The sequence below is a fragment of the Frankia sp. AiPa1 genome (genome assembly GCF_023243075.1).
GTDB lineage: Bacteria > Actinomycetota > Actinomycetes > Frankiales > Frankiaceae > Frankia.
This window is the reverse complement of record NZ_JALKFZ020000002.1, coordinates 1-22585: the sequence shown is the minus strand read 5'-3', so window position 1 is coordinate 22585 and position 22585 is coordinate 1. Positions and strand designations below refer to the sequence as shown.

At 72.9% G+C, this 22585-nt stretch carries 17 protein-coding genes, 1 other RNA gene and 1 CRISPR repeat array (1 of these 19 cut by a window edge); of the genes, 15 read left to right on the top strand and 3 right to left on the bottom strand.

What is annotated here, in order from left to right; genetic code table 11:
• A CRISPR array of direct repeats spans window positions 1-2072; the repeat unit is 37 nt; unit sequence GCAGCGCCGGACGACCACGCCCGGCGAGGATCACAAC; it reaches 456 nt to the left of the window's first position.
• 134 nt (window positions 2073-2206) lie between these two features.
• Window positions 2207-2623, bottom strand: an RNA gene (rnpB, locus tag MXD95_RS01370) — RNase P RNA component class A.
• 372 nt (window positions 2624-2995) lie between these two features.
• On the opposite strand from rnpB, the gene MXD95_RS28785 reads away from it, so the two are divergent.
• The 3 genes from MXD95_RS28785 (at window position 2996) to MXD95_RS01355 (ending at window position 8445) form a co-directional block, all read left to right on the top strand.
• The gene (locus MXD95_RS28785) at window positions 2996-3316 is read left to right on the top strand and encodes a lipopolysaccharide assembly protein LapA domain-containing protein (protein WP_308301423.1); all 321 of its coding nucleotides are present in this window, start codon (window positions 2996-2998) and stop codon (window positions 3314-3316) included.
• Window positions 3317-4821: 1505 nt separating this feature from the next.
• Window positions 4822-7977, top strand: coding sequence for a serine/threonine-protein kinase (locus MXD95_RS01360; protein ID WP_250638644.1), 3156 nt, complete (start codon window positions 4822-4824; stop codon window positions 7975-7977).
• Between the two features lie 162 nt (window positions 7978-8139).
• Window positions 8140-8445, top strand: a complete 306-nt coding sequence (locus MXD95_RS01355) for a GlsB/YeaQ/YmgE family stress response membrane protein (protein ID WP_250638643.1) — start codon at window positions 8140-8142, stop codon at window positions 8443-8445.
• Between the two features lie 49 nt (window positions 8446-8494).
• On the opposite strand, the gene MXD95_RS01350 is transcribed toward MXD95_RS01355, so the two are convergent.
• Window positions 8495-9145, bottom strand: a complete 651-nt coding sequence (locus MXD95_RS01350; RefSeq protein ID WP_250638642.1) for an MBL fold metallo-hydrolase — start codon at window positions 9143-9145, stop codon at window positions 8495-8497.
• A gap of 699 nt (window positions 9146-9844) precedes the next feature.
• On the opposite strand from MXD95_RS01350, the gene MXD95_RS01345 reads away from it, so the two are divergent.
• The 10 genes from MXD95_RS01345 (at window position 9845) to der (ending at window position 19693) form a co-directional block, all read left to right on the top strand.
• A complete protein-coding gene (locus MXD95_RS01345; RefSeq protein WP_250638641.1) occupies window positions 9845-10834 on the top strand; it encodes a ParA family protein in 990 nt (329 codons plus the stop codon).
• 111 nt (window positions 10835-10945) lie between these two features.
• Window positions 10946-11635, top strand: coding sequence for a zinc metalloprotease (locus MXD95_RS01340; protein WP_250638640.1), 690 nt, complete (start codon window positions 10946-10948; stop codon window positions 11633-11635).
• A gap of 67 nt (window positions 11636-11702) precedes the next feature.
• Window positions 11703-12704, top strand: coding sequence for a segregation and condensation protein A (locus tag MXD95_RS01335; protein ID WP_374121935.1), 1002 nt, complete (start codon window positions 11703-11705; stop codon window positions 12702-12704).
• 35 nt (window positions 12705-12739) lie between these two features.
• Window positions 12740-13423, top strand: a complete 684-nt coding sequence (scpB, locus tag MXD95_RS01330) for an SMC-Scp complex subunit ScpB (protein WP_250638639.1) — start codon at window positions 12740-12742, stop codon at window positions 13421-13423.
• 188 nt (window positions 13424-13611) lie between these two features.
• On the top strand, window positions 13612-14448 hold the full coding sequence (locus MXD95_RS01325) for a hypothetical protein (protein WP_250638825.1): 837 nt from the start codon (window positions 13612-13614) through the stop codon (window positions 14446-14448).
• A complete protein-coding gene (locus MXD95_RS01320) occupies window positions 14385-15101 on the top strand; it encodes a pseudouridine synthase (RefSeq protein ID WP_250638803.1) in 717 nt (238 codons plus the stop codon). The genes MXD95_RS01325 and MXD95_RS01320 overlap by 64 nt, the downstream gene beginning before the upstream one ends.
• Window positions 15098-16288: a prephenate dehydrogenase/arogenate dehydrogenase family protein gene (locus MXD95_RS01315; RefSeq protein WP_374121934.1), complete on the top strand. Its 1191-nt coding sequence runs from the start codon at window positions 15098-15100 to the stop codon at window positions 16286-16288. Before MXD95_RS01320 ends, MXD95_RS01315 begins: the two co-directional genes overlap by 4 nt.
• A gap of 307 nt (window positions 16289-16595) precedes the next feature.
• Window positions 16596-17348 (top strand): (d)CMP kinase, encoded by a 753-nt coding sequence (gene cmk, locus MXD95_RS01310; RefSeq protein WP_250638801.1) that lies wholly within the window; start codon window positions 16596-16598, stop codon window positions 17346-17348.
• Window positions 17345-18070, top strand: a complete 726-nt coding sequence (locus MXD95_RS01305; protein ID WP_250638638.1) for a lysophospholipid acyltransferase family protein — start codon at window positions 17345-17347, stop codon at window positions 18068-18070. The genes cmk and MXD95_RS01305 overlap by 4 nt, the downstream gene beginning before the upstream one ends.
• A 261-nt stretch (window positions 18071-18331) precedes the next feature.
• Window positions 18332-19693, top strand: a complete 1362-nt coding sequence (gene der / locus MXD95_RS01300; protein WP_250638800.1) for a ribosome biogenesis GTPase Der — start codon at window positions 18332-18334, stop codon at window positions 19691-19693.
• Window positions 19694-19906: 213 nt separating this feature from the next.
• On the opposite strand, the gene MXD95_RS01295 is transcribed toward der, so the two are convergent.
• Window positions 19907-20989, bottom strand: a complete 1083-nt coding sequence (locus MXD95_RS01295; protein WP_250638637.1) for a class F sortase — start codon at window positions 20987-20989, stop codon at window positions 19907-19909.
• A gap of 714 nt (window positions 20990-21703) precedes the next feature.
• On the opposite strand from MXD95_RS01295, the gene MXD95_RS01290 reads away from it, so the two are divergent.
• Together MXD95_RS01290 and MXD95_RS01285 are read left to right on the top strand one after the other, a co-directional pair.
• Window positions 21704-22312: a hypothetical protein gene (locus MXD95_RS01290; protein WP_250638636.1), complete on the top strand. Its 609-nt coding sequence runs from the start codon at window positions 21704-21706 to the stop codon at window positions 22310-22312.
• 28 nt (window positions 22313-22340) lie between these two features.
• Window positions 22341-22585: hypothetical protein (locus MXD95_RS01285; protein ID WP_250638635.1), on the top strand; the 245-nt coding region annotated here is incomplete at its 3' end.

Sequence of the window (22585 nt, the reverse complement as noted above, 5' to 3'; positions counted from 1 at the left end):
GCGAGGATCACAACTCGATCTGCCAGCGGAGGGCGTAGCCGAGGACCGCGCGCAGCGCCGGACGACCACGCCCGGCGAGGATCACAACCAGGTCGCCGCTGCGGGCGCGGAGCCGGCCGGCCCGGGCAGCGCCGGACGACCACGCCCGGCGAGGATCACAACTTCGGGAGTCTTGGACCGCCTGGCCGGTGGCTCAACGAGGCAGCGCCGGACGACCACGCCCGGCGAGGATCACAACGACTACGCCGACAGCCAGCAGCAGGACGGCGCCGCGCAGCGCCGGACGACCACGCCCGGCGAGGATCACAACGACGTGGGCGAGTTGTGTGGGCGGTGCGGGGATGGCCGGCAGCGCCGGACGACCACGCCCGGCGAGGATCACAACGGCACCAGTGTTGTCGACCCCATCATCAACCTGTTCGAGCAGCGCCGGACGACCACGCCCGGCGAGGATCACAACTATTTGTGGCGTCCGGCGCCTACCTCGATAGACGGCAGCGCCGGACGACCACGCCCGGCGAGGATCACAACCCTGCGATGGTCCTCGTAGTAGACCCGTTTCGGGGTCGCAGCGCCGGACGACCACGCCCGGCGAGGATCACAACGCCGTCTCGGGCTGTACGACGACGTGGGCCCCGGGGGCAGCGCCGGACGACCACGCCCGGCGAGGATCACAACTGTGCGTCGAGCACGCGGCGCGGATTCGGGCGTTGCGGGCAGCGCCGGACGACCACGCCCGGCGAGGATCACAACCGATCTGAACGTCGATCTTTTCGGTGTTGCTGGCGGCAGCGCCGGACGACCACGCCCGGCGAGGATCACAACCGGTGGTACTGACGTGACCCGGGCACTCAATGGCCAGCAGCGCCGGACGACCACGCCCGGCGAGGATCACAACTTTGTTCGCCGCGCAGCGTCGACCGCTGCGGTGCGCTGGCAGCGCCGGACGACCACGCCCGGCGAGGATCACAACGACGAGATCGCCGACCGGGAGGGCGAGACGGTGGAGCAGCGCCGGACGACCACGCCCGGCGATGATCACAACGCTGTTACGGCCGGGTCCACACGTGCAACTCGATCCCAGCAGCGCCGGACGACCACGCCCGGCGAGGATCACAACCCAGCCGGCCGGGGTGGCGTGATGCGGGAGACCCTGGCAGCGCCGGACGACCACGCCCGGCGAGGATCACAACCCTGGTCGCGCGGGTCGGCGGCGACGAGTTCCTGGCGGCAGCGCCGGACGACCACGCCCGGCGAGGATCACAACCAGGCCGCGTTCGCCACCAACGCCGCCATCGGAGTGCAGCGCCGGACGACCACGCCCGGCGAGGATCACAACGACGAGATCATTGCGGGCTTCGGCGATGTGGCGGCAGCGCCGGACGACCACGCCCGGCGAGGATCACAACGGCCGGCCCGGCGGGGGGCCTCCCCCCACCCCACAGCAGCGCCGGACGACCACGCCCGGCGAGGATCACAACGACCGTAGGAAGGCCAACGAGGTCGAGACGTCGATGGCAGCGCCGGACGACCACGCCCGGCGAGGATCACAACCTCGCGGTTGGTGGCGGAATGTCGGTGGCGGCTGCCTGCAGCGCCGGACGACCACGCCCGGCGAGGATCACAACGTCGCCGCTGATCTCGCCGTCGACGAGGGCCAGGAGGGGCAGCGCCGGACGACCACGCCCGGCGAGGATCACAACGGTGCCTGGGGCGCGACGCTGGCGGTATCCAGTGGCCTGCAGCGCCGGACGACCACGCCCGGCGAGGATCACAACCGTCTCGCCGAGCCCGGCCAGGCCGGCGTCACGCGCCAGCAGCGCCGGACGACCACGCCCGGCGAGGATCACAACCTCGCCGCCACCAACACGCTCGACGTCCTCGGACAACGCAGCGCCGGACGACCACGCCCGGCGAGGATCACAACGGCGAAACGGTCCTCGCGGCACCACCCATCGACGAGCAGCGCCGGACGACCACGCCCGGCGAGGATCACAACGGCACGACCAACTACGCAGCAAGATCCTTCGGAAGCGCAGCGCCGGGCGACCATGCCCGACGAGGATCACAACCACAGTGGAGCAGGACGAGGCCACCCGGACGGCTGTTGACTCTGGTCCTGGGCAAGGTGTTCTCCGGCGAAACGGCCCAGGAATGGCCCAGCGCCGCCCAGTAGATGCTCCGCCGCAGGTCAGCGGCGGTGAAGCGGACGAGGTGGCCTGTAAGCCGGGTTCTGTGGCCGGGGCGCCTTGCGGCTTCCCGGTGGCGGCCATCTCTCTAGGACTGCCGTTGCCGGCAGCCTCCAGCGGTCCACCCGCAGGCTCGGGCGGGCAGCCCTCGGACACCTGCGCGGTCCGCGGCCTGGACGGCCACGGACCTTATTGACCTTGCTCCGGGCGGGGTTTACCTAGCCGCCCAGGTCACCCTGGGCGCTGGTGCGCTCTTACCGCACCGTTTCACCCTTACCGGCGCCGTCACCGGCGCCGGCGGTCTGTTTTCTGTGGCACTGTCCCGCGGGTCACCCCGGGTGGGGATTACCCACCGCCCTGCCCTGTGGAGCCCGGACTTTCCTCGGCGACGCCGGGGCGGACCCCGACGCCGACGCGGCCGCCCGGCCACCTCGTCCGCGTTCTTCAGCATAGGGCACCACACGGCCTAGACTCGCAGGGCACAAGGGGATGACCTGGACGGCTCGGGGCTCGAGCGGACAGGCGACGCACACGGGCGACGCACACGATGGGGCGGGACGATGGCGGGACCTGAGCAGCCGGGCAAGGGGATCAACTACACGCGTCCGGCGCAGTCCGCACCGGCTGCCGGCGCCGGGGTTCCACCCGCTGGCCAGGCATCGGCGCCTGGTAGCGTCCCCGCACCCGGCGCGGGTGCGCCGTCCGCTGCGTACCCGTCTCCGGCGACGGCGCCCACGGGCGTTCGCGGGGCCGGGCCCGGCCCCGCACCTCAGCCCGGTGTCCCGGGTGTCCCGGGTGTGCCGGGTGTGCCGGGCCAGGTCGGGGGCGGGCCCGGCGGCCCGGTCGATCCGTCCGGTGGACGGCCTGGGCGTCGCGGGATCGGCTACACCACCTACGCGATCACCGTGCTGGTGGCGGTCATCGCGATTCTGGTCGTCGTGTTCGTGGTCAAGAACGACGCACAGGTCAGCATCTGGCTGTTCGGCAATACCCGGCGCATGTCGGTTGCCGGGGCGCTCGCCGCCTCCGCCGGTGCCGGGCTGGTCGTCGGACTGCTCGTCGGGGTGATCCCGCAGATCCGACTGCGCCGCGAGCTCCGCCAGCTACGCCGCTCCGCCCGCCACTGATCTCCGCCCGCCACGCCACGCGGACCGCTATACCGCCACGCCATGCGGGCCGCTATACCGCGCCGCCACCTGGGGGTCGTGGTGATCGCGTGTACTTTCCGTGACTGCCCTGCGCCGCGCCCATGTCGCTTTCGGTGTGCGTTCGGTCGCCCGTGCGGGGTGGGGGTGCCATACGCGTGAAGTGGTGTGGGGTGCCGGTATAGCCAGTCGTAATGTTCGCGGACTCCCTGATTCACCGGGACGAGCGCCGTGGCCGGGCGACATTCGCCCTGGCGGTCCGATGGTGCGCAGGGGAGTCGAGCGGCGCCGACCGGGTCGTGGCGAAAGATAACGCGGTTGGGTTGCCGTCGCTCTTTGTGTGGTCGCGTTGACCTGAAAAGGCATCCTGATCTGGGAGGGGTTTCATGGCGGATACACGCGCCATTCGCCGACTGGGTCGATCCCCGGTCCGGCACGTATTGACCCACGCGGGTACGTCGGGCGTCACCGGCGGATCATCGAGGGTAATTTCGCCCGTCGGCCGAGGTCCGATTGAGCGGGTCGTGGGGGCCGAGGGGACCGGGCGGGACGGCTGGGTCGAACGGGCTGGACGGGCCGAACAGGACGGCCGGGTCGAGGGCGACCGGCGGACGGCGGCCTTGCCGGCCGGGTCGTCCACTGGGGCTGCTACCAGGGCAGGCGTCGCTGCCAGCGCCGCTGTCGCCCCGGTTGCCTCATCCCCTGTCGCGCCAGGCACAGCGGCCACGGCAGAGCCCGGGAGTTCGGCGGCGCGACCGGGAGTCGGATCGGCTCCGGGAGCGGTGCGGGGGCTGCCGCGGGTGGCGGTGCCGATACAGCGGGCGGCCGGGCCGGACCGTGAGCAGGGCGAGTTCGTGGAACGGTTCATTCTGGTGAAGAACCGCCGGGATCCTCGTTCGAACTGAGTACACAGGCACTTCGGCGGCGGCGTCCACGGACGTCGCCGCCGGCATTTCTGACACCTTCTCATCGCGTTTGTGCAGAACGGCCCCCAGATCACCGCGACCAGTAGCCGGTTGGGGTAACCGATAGGTGTGGCCGCCGGGAGCCGAATGGCCGGGTAGCTGCGGTTCCATCGGTACAGTCCAATTTGTGACGCCGCTGCGAACCGATCCGTCCATTGGGGTCATCCGCCCCCCGTGGCCGGCGACTGCGCCGGTACCCGCGGTCCCGCGTTCCCCGCGCCCACGTGCGGTGCACCTGGCCGCCCACCATGCCTTCTCCGGTAAGGGCTCGTCCCGTGCGTCGGCGTGCACCGCACAAGCAGTGTAGGCCGGGGTCACATCCGCACCACAGGTTGCGGGGGCACGGTGGGCTGCGCGGCCACGGCGAAGCACGGCCCCAGGATGCTCGGCCCCGGCCGTGCGGCCGGGCCGCGGCGTACAGGCACGGCAGGGTGAACCGGCAGGGGACCTTCGGCCCGCGACCGGCGCCGTCACCGGGCCGGCCGGCCGGGTTCGTGCACAGGACGACGGGAGGTGGGCGACGTGCCGCCGAGGCCGCTGCGCGCGGGTGATCCCCAGCGGGTCGCCCGGTTCGCGCTGAAGGCGCGGCTTGGTTCCGGCGGCATGGGCGTGGTCTACCTCGGGTCGGACGAAGGTACCGGGCAGGCGGTGGCCATCAAGGTCATCCGGTCGGATTTCGCCGCCGACCCGGAGTTCCGCTCCCGGTTCCGCCGCGAGATCGAGGCCGCCCGCGCGGTCGGCGGTGCCTGCACCGCCCGGCTCGTCGACGCCGACCCGGACGCCGACGACCCGTGGATGGCCACCGAGCTCATCGGCGGCCAGAGCCTGGCCGAGGCGATCGCGACCAAGGGCGCGATGGACACCCCGGTCGTCGTCGCCCTGGCTGCGGGTCTGGCCGAGGCGCTGACCGCGATCCACGGCGCCGGCATCGTCCACCGTGATCTCAAGCCCGGAAACGTCATCCTCAGTGGCGACGGACCCAAGGTGATCGACTTCGGGATCGCCGCCGCCGTCGACGCCACCGCCGCCACCCGCACCGGCGTCCTGCTCGGCAGCCCCGGCTACATGGCCCCCGAGCAGGTCACCGGGCACGGCGAGATCGGTCCCGCCGCGGACGTGTTCGCCTGGGGGCTCACCGTCCTGTACGCGGCCACCGGACGCCCGCCGTTCGGCACGGGTCGGGCCGACGCGCTGCTCTACCGGGTCGTGCACAGCGAGGCCGACACCGGGGACGTCCCCGGCCGGCTGCGCAAGGTCGTGCGCTCGGCGCTGGCGAAGGACCCATCGGCCCGGCCCCCCGCCGCCGCCCTGCTGCGCGAACTGATCGGACGCACCGACGACCCGGCTGCCGCCACCCGCCGCCTGCTGGACGAGGCCTGGGACATCCCCTCCGTCGATCCCGCGGAGCTCCTGGCCGTCGCGGCCCGCGCTCCCGGGTCAGGCTCGGCCGGCTATTCCGGATTCTCCGGTTCCGGCACGGGCGGTTCGGCGCAGGGCGACGGCATGCGTGACCTCGACTTCCACGACAGCCAGACGCTGGTGGGCCTGCCGATGCCGCGCCCGTCGGTCAGCATGGACACGCCTGGTCGGCAGGCGCCGGAGGCCGGACGACCGGTCGCGCGCGCGGCCCGCCGGCTGCGGGCCTGGGGCCCAGGTGGATACACCCCGCCGGACGGCGAACCGGCACAGCCAGGCGCCTTTGGCCGGAACCGGACGGACCAGGTGCTCGGGGCGGGAACCGGAATCGGCGCCGGGTCGACGGGCCTCGGCGCGCCACCGGCTCCGCCGGCACCGGTCGCGCCCGGGGTGACGGGCTCGCCGGCCGGTTGGCGCACCAACGCCGGACGTCGCGGCCGACCTGGCCGCCGCTCGCCCGCCGGCCGTGACGCGGCCCTGGCCGCCGCCCGCCAGGTGGGCGTCGACGCCGAGGGCGGCAGCGGTCAGCCTGTCGGGTCGGACAGCGGCGGACCTGACGGCGGTGTGAACGCGGACGTCGGCGCCGGGGCTGGCGCCGGGACACCGGCGGATGTCGCCGGCCTGCTCGATCCCCAGGGGCTCAGTCCGTGGCACACCCTCGGCGGGTCGGTGAACCGCGCCGCTGCCCGGGACGGGAATGGCGACCGGGCTGACGAGGCTCCCCCGGGCGGCGAGGCACTCGATGTCCACGGCACGGCTCCCGAGGGTGATGCCGCACGCGACAGTGACGCCCCACGGGGCGAGGAAGCCTCGCGGGACGGGCAGGCGGTCGGGAAGAAGACCCGACGGGGTCGCGTCCCCGGTCAGCGGCGCGGCACCGACCGGCCGGCCGACCCGCCGCACCCCGCGGTGGTGGCCGGTGCGTCCGTCCAGGCGGCCTGGGAGGGCGCGGAGCATCCGGACGCCGCACACCGGTCCAGGTCCGGCGGCGACGGGCCGGCGGTGGTCGACGCGGTTCCGGTGGGCGAGGCAGCGTCAGTAGGCGAGGCAGCGTCGGTGGGCGTCGCAGCGTCAGTAGGCCACTCGGCGTCAAGAGGCCACTCGGCGTCGGTAGGCGGGGCGGCGTCGGTGGGCGAGGCTCTGTCGGTGCCCGAGGGCGGGTCGGCCGGCGAGGCCGTGTCGGCGGGCTACCCGGCGATGGAGGCGGCGGGCGCCGGGGGCTGGCTGCCCAGCATCTCGCCGGCGCCCGGGTCGACCTCGCTGGTGGGGTCGACGGACGACGACGTCGAGGCGCGAGATCTCGAGGACATCGACGTGGTGGATCCGGCCTGGGCACGGGAGCCCGGCCGCGCGTCAACGCACGAGGCCGCACGGGCGGTGTCGGACCAGACGCCGGCGTCGGCGGCGCTCGCGCAGGCCGGCTTCGAGGGCGGGCCGGCGGGGGGCATGGGCGGGGACGCGCCGTGGCCGGCGGATCGCGCGGGCGGCGTGCCGTCCTCGACCGAACCGCGCAGGCGTTCGTCCCGGCGTAACGCCATGCTCGCGGCGTTGGCAGCCGCGGTCGCGGCGCTGACAGCGCTCGGCGCCGCCCACGCGTCCGGCGACTCCGACGGCAAGGGCACGACCGGTCCGGGCGGCTCCCGGCCTACGCCGGTGGTCCGCGAGGTCTCCCCGGGCATGGCGGGCTCCGTGCCGTACCCGCGGGTCGGGACGCGCCTGAGTGGACCGGCGGCCAAGGGTGCCGCGCTGGCGAGCGGCTCGACGACGGTGAGCGGCGCGACGTCGGTGAACGGATCGTCGCCGACCGACGCGCCGCTGCCGGCCCTGGACCACGTGCCGGCGTACCGCGGGGCCATCGGGCAGCTCGCGTCCGGTCAGGCGTTCGTCGCCTTCGTCGCCGACCGTGAGGCCGAGGTCGTCCTGCTGGACCTGTTCGCGCCGACGGCCGGCAACAGCCAGGCCTTCTTCGCCGGCCCGGACCTCGGCGGCGACACGGTGCCGAACTTCACCGTCTACGACTCCTGCGACGGCCTTGGCTTCGGCCAGGCCCCGGGGCCCGATCCCTCCCTGGGCTGTACCGGCACCACCTACCGCCTGCGCGACCTGGCCGCGGGCGGCGCCACCTTCGAGAAGGTCCAGGGTTACTACCGGCTGCACGGCTACTTCCGCGTCCACGTCGACGGCACGACCGCCACGGGCATCACGTCCGTCAACCTGCTGGCCATCGACCCCGACAGCCTCCCGGGACGTTCGAGTCCCTGACGGGCCGCCCGGGCCACGGACCGGCCAATCGGGACCGACGGGGTGGGACAGCGGGATCGACGGGCCGGTGCGACGGGCGGGGCAGCGGGATCGACCTGCGGGTTTGTGCACGAGGCGCGGCGGAGAGAAACGGAGCAAGGAACTCCACCTGGAGGGTGCATGATGTTCCAAGTCATCTGGATCATCCTTGCCGGCGTTGTGATCGGCATCCTGGCTCGTCTGATCGTGCGGGGGCGACAGGATCTCCCGCTCTGGCTCACCGTCGTGATCGGCATCGTGGGCGCACTCGTCGGCAACGTCCTCGCCAGCGCGTTCGGGGTGCGCAACACCGGCGGGGTCGACTGGATCCGCCACGTCCTGCAGGTCGGGGTCGCCGTCGGCCTGGTGCTCCTCGCCGCGCCGCTGTGGGCGGCCCGCGGGCCGCACGCCACCCACCACGACCGCCATCACACCGCCGGCAGACTCTGACGCCCGGCGGACGAGCGTCTGCCGTCGCCTGGCGGACGAGCGTCCGTCGTCAGTGACCGCGGCGGGCCCAGTCGTCGGCGTCGACAGCCTCCTCGCCGATGGTGGTGTCGTCGCCGTGGCCGGTGTGGACGATCGTCGCGCTGGGCAGGATGAGCAGGCGGGTGCGGATCGAGGTCAGGATGGTTGGGAAGTCGGAGAACGACCGGCCGGTGGCACCCGGGCCACCCCGGAACAGCGTGTCGCCGCTGAACAGCACGGAGTTGCCGCCGAGCGGGCCGTAGAGGCAGATGCCGCCGGGGGAGTGGCCGGGGGTGTGCAACACCTGCAGAGTGCCGCCCCCGGGCAGGCCCAGGTGCTGTCCGTCGGCGAGCGCCCGGTCCGGAGCCCGGTGCGGGTAGACCATCCGCCAGAGCTCGGCGTCGGCCGGATGCAGCGCGATCGGGGCGCGGACCAGGTCGGCGAGCTCAGCAGCGGCGTTGATGTGGTCGTTGTGGCCGTGGGTGGCGACGATTCCGGTGACCGTGCGGGCGCCGACCGCGGCCGCGATCACGGATGGGTCGTGCGCCGCGTCAATGATCATGACCTCCTGATCGTTGCCGACCAGCCAGACATTGTTGTCGACCATGAACGTCTGGCCGTCCAGAGTGAACTCACCCCGGGTGATGACCCGGTCCACCCGGAGACTCGCACTGCCGGTCATGCCGTCTGCTCCCCACCCCGTACTCTGACTCCGGACCTGGATCCGCCCGCCACCCAGGACGGCCCACGGTGCGCCCGGCCGTCCTGGGCCGGGCGGTGACGATCCCCGTGGCCCGACCGTATCCGGCGCGTCTTCGCCTCATGTGCTCCCACGGCACCGACACGCCTCCCCACCGGGCCAGCGCAGGTCAACGGCCCCCGTTCGGGGTAGCTCCGCTGTGTCCATGGTGAGTCTGGTTCCGGTGGGATGTCACGCCTCGTGGGCGTCGACGCGGTCGGCCCGATCGCGGGCGGGGGACGCCCGCGGCCCACTCCGATCCTGCCGGGCGCGGGCGGGGCGCCAGTCGGAGCACCGATGGTGCGGGCGCCGGGAGCACCAACGGTGCGGGCGTGGGCGGCCCGAAGGTCGAACAGTGGAAGGCCGCGAGGCCCGTCGGCGGGGCGGGATGGAGCCGGCGTGGGGCCGGCCCGGCGGCAGTGCTCACGGGCGGTGACATCGGGAGACGCAGGTCAGATCGCATCCAATTGGTGACAACCGGTACCCGATTCCGGTCCCGCCGGACGCGGTCGTGGCAACGCGCACACGCCTCCCATCACGCGACACGCCGCTTTGTGGCCACCCGGGAACGCCGAGAACGGGTCCGGGTCGGTACGCTCCTACCGGTCCGTTTCTGCTCTTTGTAGAAGGAGCAACCCCTCCGTGGTCCCTTCCGCCGACGCCCCCCCCGTCAATCCGCCGACCCGCCGCTCCTATGGCGAGGTGACTGTCGGTGATCCCCGGCTGTCCGGGGACGCGCAGCATGACACCGGCGGCGAGAGCGTCGACGCGGGGGTCGGCGAGCCCGGCCCGACCGGCCGCCCGCTGCCGTCCTTTCCGGTGCCCGCGCCGCTCACCTCGCACGGTCCCGCCTGGATCGTGGCCATGTGTAACCAGAAGGGTGGGGTCGGCAAGACCACCAGCACCATCAATCTCGGCGCGGCGCTCGCCGAGTACGGCCGCCGCGTGCTGCTTGTCGACTTCGACCCGCAGGGCGCGCTCTCGGTCGGCCTGGGCATCAACCCGATGCAGTTCGAGCTGACCGTGCACGACCTGCTGCTCGGTGGCACGAACGACGTCCGGGAGGTCATCGTCGAGACCCAGGTCGACCGGCTCGACCTGCTGCCGAGCAACATCGACCTGTCCGCGGCCGAGGTGCTGCTGGTCACCGAGGTCGGCCGGGAGCACTCCCTGGCCCGCGCGCTCGCGCCGATCCTCGACGAGTACGACATCATCCTCGTCGACTGCCAGCCCTCGCTTGGCCTGCTCACCGTCAACGCACTGACCGCCGCCGACGCCGTCATCGTGCCGCTGGAATGCGAGTACTTCGCGCTGCGTGGGGTGGCGCTGCTGCTGCAGACCATCGACAAGGTCCGTGAGCGGCTCAACTCCCGCCTCGAGCTCGCGGGGATCCTCGCCACCATGTACGACGCACGCACCCTGCACGCCCGCGAGGTGCTCGCCCGGGTCGTCGAGCGCTTCCCCGACGAGGTGTTCCACACGGTGATCAACCGGACGGTGCGCTTCCCGGAGACGACGGTGGCCGGCGAACCGATCACCACCTACGCCCCGACCTCGGTCGGCGCGGCCGGCTACCGCAGGCTGGCCCGCGAGGTGATGGTCCGCCACCACACCCAGCCTGCCGTCGGCTGAGTCCCGCCCGCGCTCGGTTGACTCCCGCCTGCCCTCGGCGCGGGCCCTCATCGGCGGCCCCGGCGGGGTGGGCGGGAGTACCCGGCGGGGCGTACGTGAAAAGGTGGCAGCGTGCTGTTCCATCTCGCCGAACCGGCGATTCTGCTCGGCATTGCCGTTGCCTTCGTCGTCGGCGTGTTCGTCCATGACGCCGCCCAGGTACTCGCCGCCCGCCTCGTGCGGGACCCGACCCCGATGCGGGCCGGGCGGCTCACCACCGGCGTCAAGACGCGGCTGACCCCGTTCAGCGGCCTGGCCGTGTTCATCGTCGGGCATGGCTGGTCCGAATCGGTGCCGATGAACGATGTGTGGCGCCGTCGCCGCTTCCACGTGGCGGGTGCCATCCTCGCTGGCCCGCTTGCCTACCTGCTGCTCGCGCTCGGCTCGCTGGCCCTGTTCGGGCAGCTCGGCGACCAGGCGGAGATTCAGTCCGGCGACCGGGTGGCCAAGGTGACTCTGGTGAACGGATTCGCCGCCGAGTTCACGCTCTGGCTTGCCGTGACGTTCGGATCGATGTTCATCATCAGCCTGATCCCCGTCCCACCGACGGACGGCGGGCGGCTGGTTTTCCTGCTCGGCGGCACCAGCCCCGGGTGGCGCAACACCCACTACCGGCTTACCGAGGGCAACATCGGCCTGGTCATCCTGCTCGCGCTGCTGTTGCTGCCGGTTCTGTTCCTCGGCTTTCCGTCCGTCGTCGGCCAGCTCATCGGCCCGCTGCTACGCGGCCTTGGCTCGCTCATCGGCCTGAACCTGTACTGAGCCTGTTCTGACGGCTCGGCCCCGAGCGGTCGATCATGTCCGGGGAGGTGGGGCGTAGCGTTGCGGCATGACCCGCTCCGGAATCGCCGCGCAGGCTGGCGACGTGGCCGGCACATCCGCGGGATTGGGTGGGTCGGCGGGATCCCGGAAATCCGCGACGGCCGGGTCCGCGACGGCCGGGTCCATAGCGGCGATGACGGCCCGTGGCGGGCGCACCGAGCCGTTCGTCGTCGAGCTCGCCAATTTCAGCGGACCGTTCGATCTGTTGCTCTCGCTCATCGCCAAGCACCGCCTGGACGTGACCGAGGTGGCGCTGGCCCAGGTCACCGACGACTTCGTCGCGCACATCCGCCGCCTCGGCGACCAGTTCGACCTCGGCCAGGCCACCGAGTTCCTCGTCATCGCGGCGACCCTGCTCGACCTGAAGGCCGCACGGCTGCTTCCCGGCGCGCTGTCCGAGGACGAGTCGGAGGACTTCGCTCTGCTCGAGGCCCGCGACCTGCTGTTCGCCCGGCTGCTGCAGTACCGGGCGTACAAGGAGGCGTCGGCCCTGTTCACCGGACTGATGGCCCTGGAGTCCCGCTACCTTCCCCGCGCCGTGCCGTTGGAGGCCCGTTACGCCGACGCCCTGCCAGAGGTGCAGATCGGCATCGGGCCGACCGAACTCGCCGCCCTGGCCGCCCGGCTGCGGGAGCCACCGCTGCCCCCGCTGGTCGCCACCGACCATGTCCACCTGCCGCGGGTCAGCGTCCGCGAACACATGATCGCTATCATCGGGCTGCTGCGTGAGCTCGGCACCGCGGACTTTCGCACCCTGTGCGCCGGCTGCCGTCAGACCATCGAGGTGGTGGCGCGCTTCCTCGCCCTACTGGAGCTGTTCCGCGAGGGCAGGGTGTCGTTCGACCAGGAGGTTCCCCTGGGGGAGCTGATCGTGCGCTGGACCACCACCGACGACACGGCCGGCGATCTGCACGCCATCGGTCGAGGCCTGTACGGGGACGACGCCGCGTACGGCGGCGACGACGCGCACCCGGATCCCCAGGGCCTCGCGCGCCAGGAGGCATTGTGAGCCGGCCCCACCCGCCGGACGGTACGCACGGTGGCATGCCGTCGGACGATGTCCTGTCGTCGGACAGTGCCGTGTCGTCGGACAGTGCCGTGTCGTCAGTCGACGCCGTGCCACTCATCGCATCCGTGGCCTCGGACACTTCCCGGCCAGCGGCCCCGGCCCAGCGTTCGGCGCAGCGGCCGCCGTTGGCCGCGCTGCTGGAGGCGGTGCTCATGGTCGCCGAGCGGCCGATCGGCGTCGCGGAGCTTGCCACCGGGCTCGGCGGGTCCGCCCGGGAGATCGAACGACTCCTGCCCGAGCTCGCCGAGGCGTACGTCCGGGATGGGCGCGGATTCCGGCTGCGTCACGTCGGCGCCGGCTGGCGGTTCTACACCGCCGACGAGTGCGCGCCCTGGGTCGAGGATTTCGTGCTCGCGGGCCAGTCGGCGCGCCTGAGCCAGGCGGCGCTGGAGACCCTCGCGGTCGTCGCCTACCAGCAGCCGGTCAGCCGTGGGCGGATCTCCGCGGTGCGCGGGGTGTCCGCCGACGGCGTCATTCGCACCCTCACCGCCCGTAGGCTGGTCGAGGAAGTGGGCAACGACCCGGAGACGGGTGCGATCCTTTACGGCACGACCGACTACTTCCTGGAACGGATGGGCCTGCGCAGCCTCGAGGAGCTGCCACCGCTGGCCCCCCTGCTGCCAGGACTCGACGATCTGGATGACTTTGTCTCACCCTGAACAGCCTGGCTCCCACCGTGAACACCGGGCTTCCCACCGTGACCGCCCGGCTCCCCATCGAGACCGGCACGGCGCCCGCGACAGCGGCACCGTGACCGCTGCCGATCGTCCTCGGCAGCCGACCGGGTCCCGTCCCACGCGCGCGTCGCGTCCACCGGCGGCGGGCCGGGACGAGAACGCACGGGGACGTGCCACTGGCCGTGCCCGCGCCGACTCCCGCCCGTCCGGGAACCCTCGACGTGGCGACGACCGTGATCGGGATGATCGAGCCAGGGGCGACCGTCCGCGTGGCGACGCTGGCCCCCGCCGCGATGACCGTCCGCGTGGCGATGCCCGCCCACGCCGGGAGGATGCGCCCCGCGCAGGTGACCCAGCGCGTCGGGATGACCGTCCGCGTGGCGAGTTCCGCGCTCGCCAGGATGATCCCCGCCGCCGAGGCGACGCCGCTCGCCAGAACGGCGCCGCGTACCGGGGTGACAGCACCCGACGGGACGGCCCTGCCCGCCGGGGTGACTCCGCTGGCCGGGGTGACTTTGCTGGCCGGGGTGACTTTGTTCGCCGGGATGACTCTGCTCGCCGGAATGACCCTGTTCGCCGGAATGACCCTGTTCGCCGAGGTGACTCCGTTGGTCGGGGTGGCCCTGTTCGTCGAGATGACCCCACTCGCCGGGACGGCGCCGCCAACCGAAGTGACTCTGCGTACCGAGGTGACTCTGCCCGTCGGGCCGGCCCTGCTCGCCGGGACGATGTTCGCCGCGACGATCCCGCTCGGCGGGACGGCCCCGCTCGGCGGGACGATCCCGCCCGCCGCGGTGGCCCTGCTCGCCGGGACGATCGCGACCGGCCTGCCTACCGGGACGATCGGGCCCGCCGGGACGGCCACGGTGCGGGCGACCGTCCGCGCCAGGATGATCGGCCCCGTCAGGACGATCGGCCGCGGGGCGAGTCGGAGCAGGAGGGCATCCGGCTACAGAAGGTGCTGGCCGCGGCCGGAGTGGGCTCGCGGAGGGCCAGCGAGGAGCTGATCGACGAGGGGCGGGTCCGCGTCGACGGCGCGGTCGTGCGGGAGCAGGGCCGGCGGGTCGACCCGGAGACGGCCGTCATCGAGGTCGATGGTGTGCGGATCGTCACCCGCGCCGGGCTCGTCCACCTGGCGCTGAACAAGCCGCTCGGGGTGATCACCGCGATGTCGGACGACCGCGGCCGGCCGATCATCGCCGATCTGCTCACCGAGTTCGGCGGCGGGTTGTTCCACGTCGGTCGGCTCGACATTGACAGCGAGGGACTGCTGCTGGTCACCAACGACGGCGATCTCGCCCACCGGCTGACCCATCCGTCCTACGAGGTCGCCAAGACCTACCTCGTGGAAGTGTCCGGGCCGTTGCGCCGTGAGGTACCGCGCCGGCTGCAGGGTGGCGTCGAGCTGGATGACGGCCTGGCTCGCGCCGACTCGGTGCGGATTCTCGACAACGCCTCCGGCCGGGTGATGCTCGAGGTCATCGTGCACGAGGGTCGCAAGCGCATCGTGCGCCGGATGCTCGCCGCCGTCGGTCACCCGGTGCACCGGCTGGTGCGTACCCAGATGGGCCCGGTCAACCTCGGGACGCTGCGCGCCGGACGGGCCCGCCACCTCACCAGAGGCGAGGTCGGCGCGCTCTACCGCGACGTAGGCCTGTGAGCGCCGGCCCGACGGCCGCCGCGGGCGGGCCGGCGCCTGCGGATGACGCGGCGTTCGAAGCCGGGTCGGCGGGGTGGGATCCGGCACAGCTGCCGACATTGCGGCGGGTCGGGATCGTCGGCGCGGGGCTGATCGGCACCAGCATCGGACTCGCGCTGTCCGCGCAGGGCGTCGAGGTGCTGCTGCGCGATGCCGACGACGCTCAGGTCACGATCGCCGAGAAGATGGGCGCCGGGCGGCGCTGGGAGGGGGAGCGGGTCGACCATGCCGTCGTCGCCACCCCCCTGCCGACCATCGCCCGCGAGGTCCGGGCGCTGGTGCTCGCGGGGCTGGCCGACTCGGTCAGCGACGCCGGCAGCGTGAAGACCCGTCCATGGGTCGAGGTCGAGCGGCTCGGTGCCGACCGCTCGCCTGCCGACCTCTCGATCTGGTGCCCCGCGCATCCCATCGCCGGACGGGAACGGCACGGCGCCGTCTCAGCGCGCCCCGACCTGTTCGCCGAACGGGTCTGGGCGGTCTGCCCGTTGCCGGGGACCGCGCCGGCGGCCCTGCACGCCACCGTGGCCCTCGCGCTGGCCTGCGGCGCGACGCCGGTGCGCACGACACCCGACCGCCATGACGAGGCGATGGCGACGGTCTCCCACGTGCCACAGCTTGTGGCGAGTGTGCTGGCGGGCACGCTGACGCGGCTGTCGGCGCGTGACGTTCCGCTGGCCGGCCAGGGTTTCCGCGACACCACCCGGCTCGCCGACAGCGACGCGTCGCTGTGGGCCGGCATCATCGAGGGCAACCGGGAACCGATCGCACGCCGCGTGCGCGAGCTCGGCACCCGCCTCACCGCGCTCGCCGACATCCTCGACGCGGGGGTCCCCACCGGGGTTACCTCCGCGGTCACCGGGCTGATGCGCGACGGGCACTCGGGCCGGGCGCGGCTGCCGCGTAAGGCCGGTGCCGCCGTGCGGGAGTGGGGCTGGGTCGGTGTGGTGCTCGACGACCGTCCCGGCCAGCTCGCCGCGATCGTCGGCCTGATCAGCGCCTGGGAGGTGAACATCGAGGATGTGGGTCCGTTCGAGCACAGCCTGGATGCTCCGGCCGGCATCGTCGAGCTCGCCGTGGACCCGGCGCTCGCCGACGAGGTCGTCGACCGGCTGACGGCCACCGGATGGACGGCATACCGACGATCGTGACGCGGCACCGAGTAGCCTGATCCGGGTCGCACGTGACGGACGGTGTCACGTCTCGGTCGACAGACACAGGTGGCCGACGGGCGGTGCCCAGGGCAGCTGGGGGACAGGCGGTGGTTGCCGCAGGCCCCTGGCCACCCGCGTGGTGCGCGGCCCGATGACTCGTACGCGTCCGGGACGGAGGAATCGGGTGGAGCCCGAGCACGGGTCTGCGTTGTCCACTGGCGAGATCGCCGACGGCGGGGCGCAGGGAGAGGCGCCAGGAACGGCCGCATCGCGCGGCGTCCGGCGTGGCGGTGACCCAGACGGGCTGCCCGGCAACCGGCTGTCCGCCGAGGGCTCGCGGGAGGTGGTCGCGTCGGGGCTGGTCGTCGCGGTCGACGGCCCTGGCGGGTCGGGCAAGAGCACTGTGGCCCGTGAGCTCGCGCGCCGCCTCGGCCTGCGTTACCTCGATACCGGCGCGATGTACCGGGCGCTCACCCAGCTGGCGCTGGAGCAGCGCATCGACATCGAGGACGCGGTCGCCGTCAGCGAGCTCGCCGAGCGGGCGGTGATCACAGCCGGGGTGGATCCGGACGCGCCGACGATCGCCGTCGACGGTACCCGGGTCGACGAGGAGATCCGCACCCGCGCGGTCACCAACGCGGTCAGCGCCATTGCCGCCGTGCCCGCGGTGCGTACCCGCCTGGTCGCCCAGCAGCGCCAGATCATCGAGGCCGCCGGCCCCGGCGGCGGCATCGTCGTGGAAGGCCGTGACATCGGGTCCGTCGTCGCGCCGGACGCGTTGATCAAGGTGTTCCTCACCGCGTCGACCGAGGTCCGTGCGCTGCGCCGGTCGCGTCAGCTGGGCGAGAAGGGGATGGACGACGTCGCCCGTACCCTGGCCGAGCTCGACCGCCGTGACGTCCTCGACTCGACCCGCGCCGCCGACCCGCTGGCGATCCCGGACGGCGCGATCGTGCTCGACTCGACGGCGATGGGCGTCCCCGAGGTGGTCGAGGAGGTCCTGCGCCACTGCCCTGCGCCGACCGGTGTGGGCCAGCCGACCCACCTAGCCCGATGACCGCACCCGCCCCCGCCCCCGCCCCCGAGCCCATGCCCGGTGGCCCGCCGGCCGCTCCGAGGGCGCCAGCGCATCGGGGGGCCGCGTCGCCGGTCTACAACGACCTGCCGCACCGGGTGCTCAAGCCCGGGGTCCGCGCGGTGCTCAACCGCCTGGTCATGCGGGTCACGCTCGAAGGCGTGGAGAACGTCCCGCACGACGAGCCGTTGATCTTCGCGGGCAATCACAGCAGCTGGCTGGACGGCCCGCTTGTCGTGATCGAGGCGCCACGCACCGTACGCTGTCTGGTGAAGTCCGAGATGTACACTCGGATCGTCGGCCGGCTGCTGCTGATCAGCGGGCAGATCCCGATCGATCGCGGCCGGGCCGACCGGGATGCTCTGCACACCGCGCTCGACGAGCTGTCTCGCGGCGGCGCGGTCGGAGTCTTTCCCGAGGGCACCCGCGGCAGCGGGGAAATGGCTGCCGTCCAGCATGGCATCGCCTACCTGGCGGTGCACGGCCGCTGCCGGGTGCAGCCCGTTGCCTGCATCAACACCGGAGCGGCGCTGCCGAAGGGCGCGCGCTGGCCGCGGCGTTCGGTGCAGGTGCGCGTTGTGTTCGGAAAGCCGTTCGAGGTGGAGGTGCCGGCAAACCCACGCTCGCGCCGGGCGCTCGCCGCCGTCGCCGAGGACATCCGGGTCCGTCTGCTCGAGCATCTCGAGGCCGCCCGCGCCGCCTGATCCACGGCACGCCGCTGGGGCATCGTCGATGCCGCCGCCGGACGGCCCTCCGCGGCGTGGCCCGGTCATCGTGGGCAGCGCCGCGGCGATCGGCGGCGCCCTGGCCCGCGGCCACCGCGCACCACCGTGTGATCGATCGCGATCACCGGACCCGACGACAGGTATGGCAGCGATGCCAGTGACGAGACGATGGCAGTGACACACGAACTGGACGACCTCGAGTGGGACGGCATCGCGCCAGGTGATGTCGAGGACGCCGACCTGGGCGACGCGGGCGGGTTCGCCGGATCGCCCCTCGGGCAGCCGGTGGTGGCCGTGGTCGGCCGGCCGAACGTCGGTAAGTCGACGCTGGTCAACCGGATCCTCGGCCGCCGCGCCGCCGTCGTGGAGGACGTCCCCGGCGTCACCCGCGACCGGATCGCCTACGACGCGACGTGGAACGGCCGGCGGTTCACCCTGGTCGACACCGGCGGCTGGGAACCGGACGCCTCCGGGCTCGCCGCCCAGGTCTCGGAGCAGGCCCGCGCGGCCCTGGACACCGCGGACGCGGTGCTGTTCATCGTCGACGTCACCACTGGCGCGACCGACGCCGACGAGGCCGTCGCCCGGGTGCTGCACCGCAGCGGTCTGCCCGTCATCCTCGTCGCGAACAAGGTCGACGACAACCGGTTCGAGGCGGACGCGGCGGCGTTGTGGGGTCTCGGCCTCGGCGAGCCGCATCCGGTGTCCGCGCTGCACGGCCGGGGCAGCGGCGATCTGCTCGACGCCGTGCTCGCCGTGCTGCCCGAGGCGCCCCGCGAGGTGTTCGCTGAGACCACCGGCCCGCGCCGGGTCGCGCTGATCGGGCGGCCCAACGTCGGCAAGTCCAGCCTGCTCAACAAGATCGCCGGCAGTCGGCGAGCCCTCGTGCACGACGTCGCCGGAACCACCCGCGACCCGGTCGACGAGCTCGTCACCGTCGGCGGCGAGGAGTGGATGTTCATCGACACCGCCGGTCTGCGCCGCCGGGTGCGCGAGGCGTCCGGCGCCGAGTACTACTCCTCGCTGCGTACCGCCTCCGCGCTCGAGGCCGCCGAGGTGGCGATCGTCCTGCTCGACGGCGGCGAGCCGCTCACCGAGCAGGACCAGCGGGTCATCTCGATGGTCGTCGACGCCGGCCGCGCCCTCGTGCTGGCGTTCAACAAGTGGGACCTGGTCGACGAGGACCGCCGGCTGACGCTGGAACGGGAGGTCGTGCGCGATCTCGGCCGGGTCGCCTGGGCGCCGCGGGTGAACGTCTCCGCCCGCACCGGCCGTGCCACCGACCGGCTCGCCCCCGCCCTGCGTACGGCCCTCGAATCGTGGGGGACCCGGATCCCGACCGGGCGGCTCAACACCTGGCTCGGTGAGGTGGTGGGCGCAACCCCGCCGCCGGCGCGTGGCGGTCGGGTGCCCAAGGTCCTTTTCGCCACCCAGGCCGGGGTGCGTCCGCCGCGGTTCGTCGTCTTCACCACAGGCTTCCTGGAGCCCACTTACCGCCGGTTCCTCGAACGCCGCCTGCGGGAGGACTTCGGTTTCGCCGGCTCCCCGATCTCCATCTCGGTTCGCGTGCGCGAGCGCGGTGACCGCCGCCGCCCCAGCTGACTCCCCGGTTCCGTCTCCGCGTTCGTGTCCCACCCGTCTGCCGTCTGCCGTCGGCTGTGGGCCGTCCGCCGGGCCGAAATATCGCGCTCCGTGACGGAAGCTCGGCGGGCAAGATCCAAATAGGTCGTTGTGGGCGTGTCGTGTCCGATATATCCCCCCACGGCGACCTGGATAGGCGGATCTTGCTTGGTCACCCGCGGCGCGGAGTGGCGATCATGGGCGGAGCGGGTCCTCTGCGCGGGGCTGGGACGGAGGTACAGAGGATGGGCCGCTCGAGGCCGCGGCGGGCCCGCCGGCGATGCTCACTCCCGCTGTTCCCGCTGTTCCCGCTGGCGGGGCCGGCGGGGCTGGCGGGGGCAGCGCGGCGGGGCCTGTGTCGGCGTGGGCGTAGACGACCAGGTTGCTCAGGTAGTGGTGGGTGTGGAAGTCGAAGGCGCCGCCGCAGGTGATCAGCCGTAGTTCGGGACGGGTTACCGGACCGTAGACCCGTTGGGCCGGGAACGTCGCCTTGGTCACCTCCTCGGAGCGGTCGACGACGAAGGCCTGGCTGGCCCCCGACGCCCCGACAACCACCACCCGGTCACCGGGGACCAGCAGGTTCAGGCGGTAGAACGCCGCCGGACCGGTCGTGGAGTCGTAGTGCCCGACGAGCACCGACGGCCCGATTCCGCCGGGCGCCGGCCCGCGGTCAAACCAGCCCACGTCCCCCCAGGCGGTTGGCACCGCGATCGTGCCGTCCCGGTTCTGGCCGAGATGGACAATCGGCGCGTTGACGCTCAACCGCGGGATCTGTAGCCGCGTGGGATCGTTGATGGTCACCGCTGGTCGGGCGGCGGCGCTGGGTGCGACGGCGGGCGCGAACGGGACCGGCGGAGGCGGAGCGGGAATCGGTGGCAGTTCGTTCGCCGCATCCGTGCGGGAATCGCCGCGCAGGGCGTCGAAGGCCGGTTCGGCCAGCCGGAATCCGCTTGCCAGCACGAGCACGAGGCCGATCAGCAGCAGCCCGTGCCACGCTGACAGCCGCCGCCGATATACCTGAACGCCCCCGAAGCGATGGGCCGCCGGGCCGACGATTCCCGCGGCAACGGCCCTCGCATTCGCGCCGATGGCCTTGGGGTCGAAGGCGTTCGTGTCCAGGGCATTCGGACCAGTCGTCTTCGTGGGGACGGTCCTCGCGCGGGTCGCGGTCGCCTGCCGGACGACGGCTCCTGTCCCGGCGCTCACCCCGGCCTTTGCCCCAGTGCTCGCCCCGGCCTTCGCTTCGGCGCTCGCCCCAGTGCTCGCTGCGGCGCTCACTGAGAGAGCGTCGGTATCGACGGCGCCCGCGTGACCGGAGCCGGCGCCGGTGCTCTGCGCGTCGGTCCCCCCCATACCGCGGGGGAGGTCGAATTCGTGCGCGCGCCTGACGATACTTCGGCTGCCGCAGCCGCAGGCACAGGTGTCGCCGCGTCCGGCGGGTCCCTCATGGCCGCGGTCGCAGCCGCGGAGCACTGTTCTTTCCACCTCGCACCCCTGTCCTCGCCACCGCCGCGCGGGCTACGGCTTGTTCCTGCCGGGGTTCCGCGCTGGTCGGGCTCCGGGCTGGCCGGGCCTCTCCCGCCAGGCCGTGCTGATGGGCCCGGACAGCAGGATCCGGCTGGTCGGACCCCGTTACCCGGCCCCGTCACCCGGCCCCGTCACCCGGGCCGTGCTGGCCGGGACCGGATGACGGCCGCGATCGGAATCGCGCCGCGGTCGACCCCTGACCGAGCGTCACTCTAGCGAGCAAGGTGGCAACAATGGGTGACCGGGACGCGCTCGGCGGCGGTGGCTTTCCGTTCGGTGCACGAATCGGGCCAAGGTCTGGCATCCGCTCACGCGGCGGCACTCCCACCACGGTGTTTGGTGCCGGAACCGGCCGCACCACGCCCGGTGCGGTTGGCGCGCATCCCTACAGGCAGTCGCTATGGTGTCACTCGCAGTGATGAATCGATCACCGTCAGTGAGAGAGGGGACCGAATGACGAAGGGTATGGGTCGCCGTGCCGCCGCGCTCGCGATCTCGGGTGCGGCGAGCATCGCCTTCACTCTGGGGGGTGCAGGCACCGCCCACGCGTTTGACGACAAGGATTCCCACGGCGGGAGGGACAACTGCGCCTCGAGGGACGGCAAGGACGACAAAGACGACTGGGACATCTTTGGTGACAAGAACAAGGATGACCACGGCAAGGATGACCACGGCAAGGATGACCACGGCAAGGATGACCACGGCAAGGATGGCAGGGACGGCGTCGACGGCAAGGACGACAGGGACGACAGGGGCCTTGGCGACAAGGCCGACGGCGACAGGAAGGCCCAGGCCGACAACCTTGGCGACAAGGACGACAAGGACGGCGACTGGTTCAACTGGGACGACAAGGACAAGGACAGGGACAAGGACAGGGACTGCGTGGCTGGTGTCGGCGTCGTCGCTGGCGCCGGCGTCGGTGTGGGCGTCGGCGGCGGCGGTGTGGCGGCCGGCGGCGGCGGCATGGCCGACCGTGCCACGTCCTCCGATGTCCTCCCGATCGCCGGTGCGGCCATCGGCGTCCTGATGATCGCGGCCGGAGCCGGTCGTCGGCGCAGCCAGGGTGCGGGCTGAAACTCCCTGCCCAGCGGCCGCGCGCTGTATGACCCTGGCAGCACTGACAAGCCGCACCTCCCGGGCGGCGACCGGCCTGGCGGCCGCGGGCCGCACGGGCACCCTCGTGGGTGACGGCCTCGGCCTGGTCCCACGCGGGGCCGCGCACGAGGGTCGGGGGGGGGGGGGGGGCGCCCCCCCCCCCCCCCCCCCCCCCCCAAAACAACCACCCCCCCCCCCCCCGCGGCCGCCCCCCCCCCCCCCCCCCCCCCCCCCCCCCCCCACCCCCCCCCC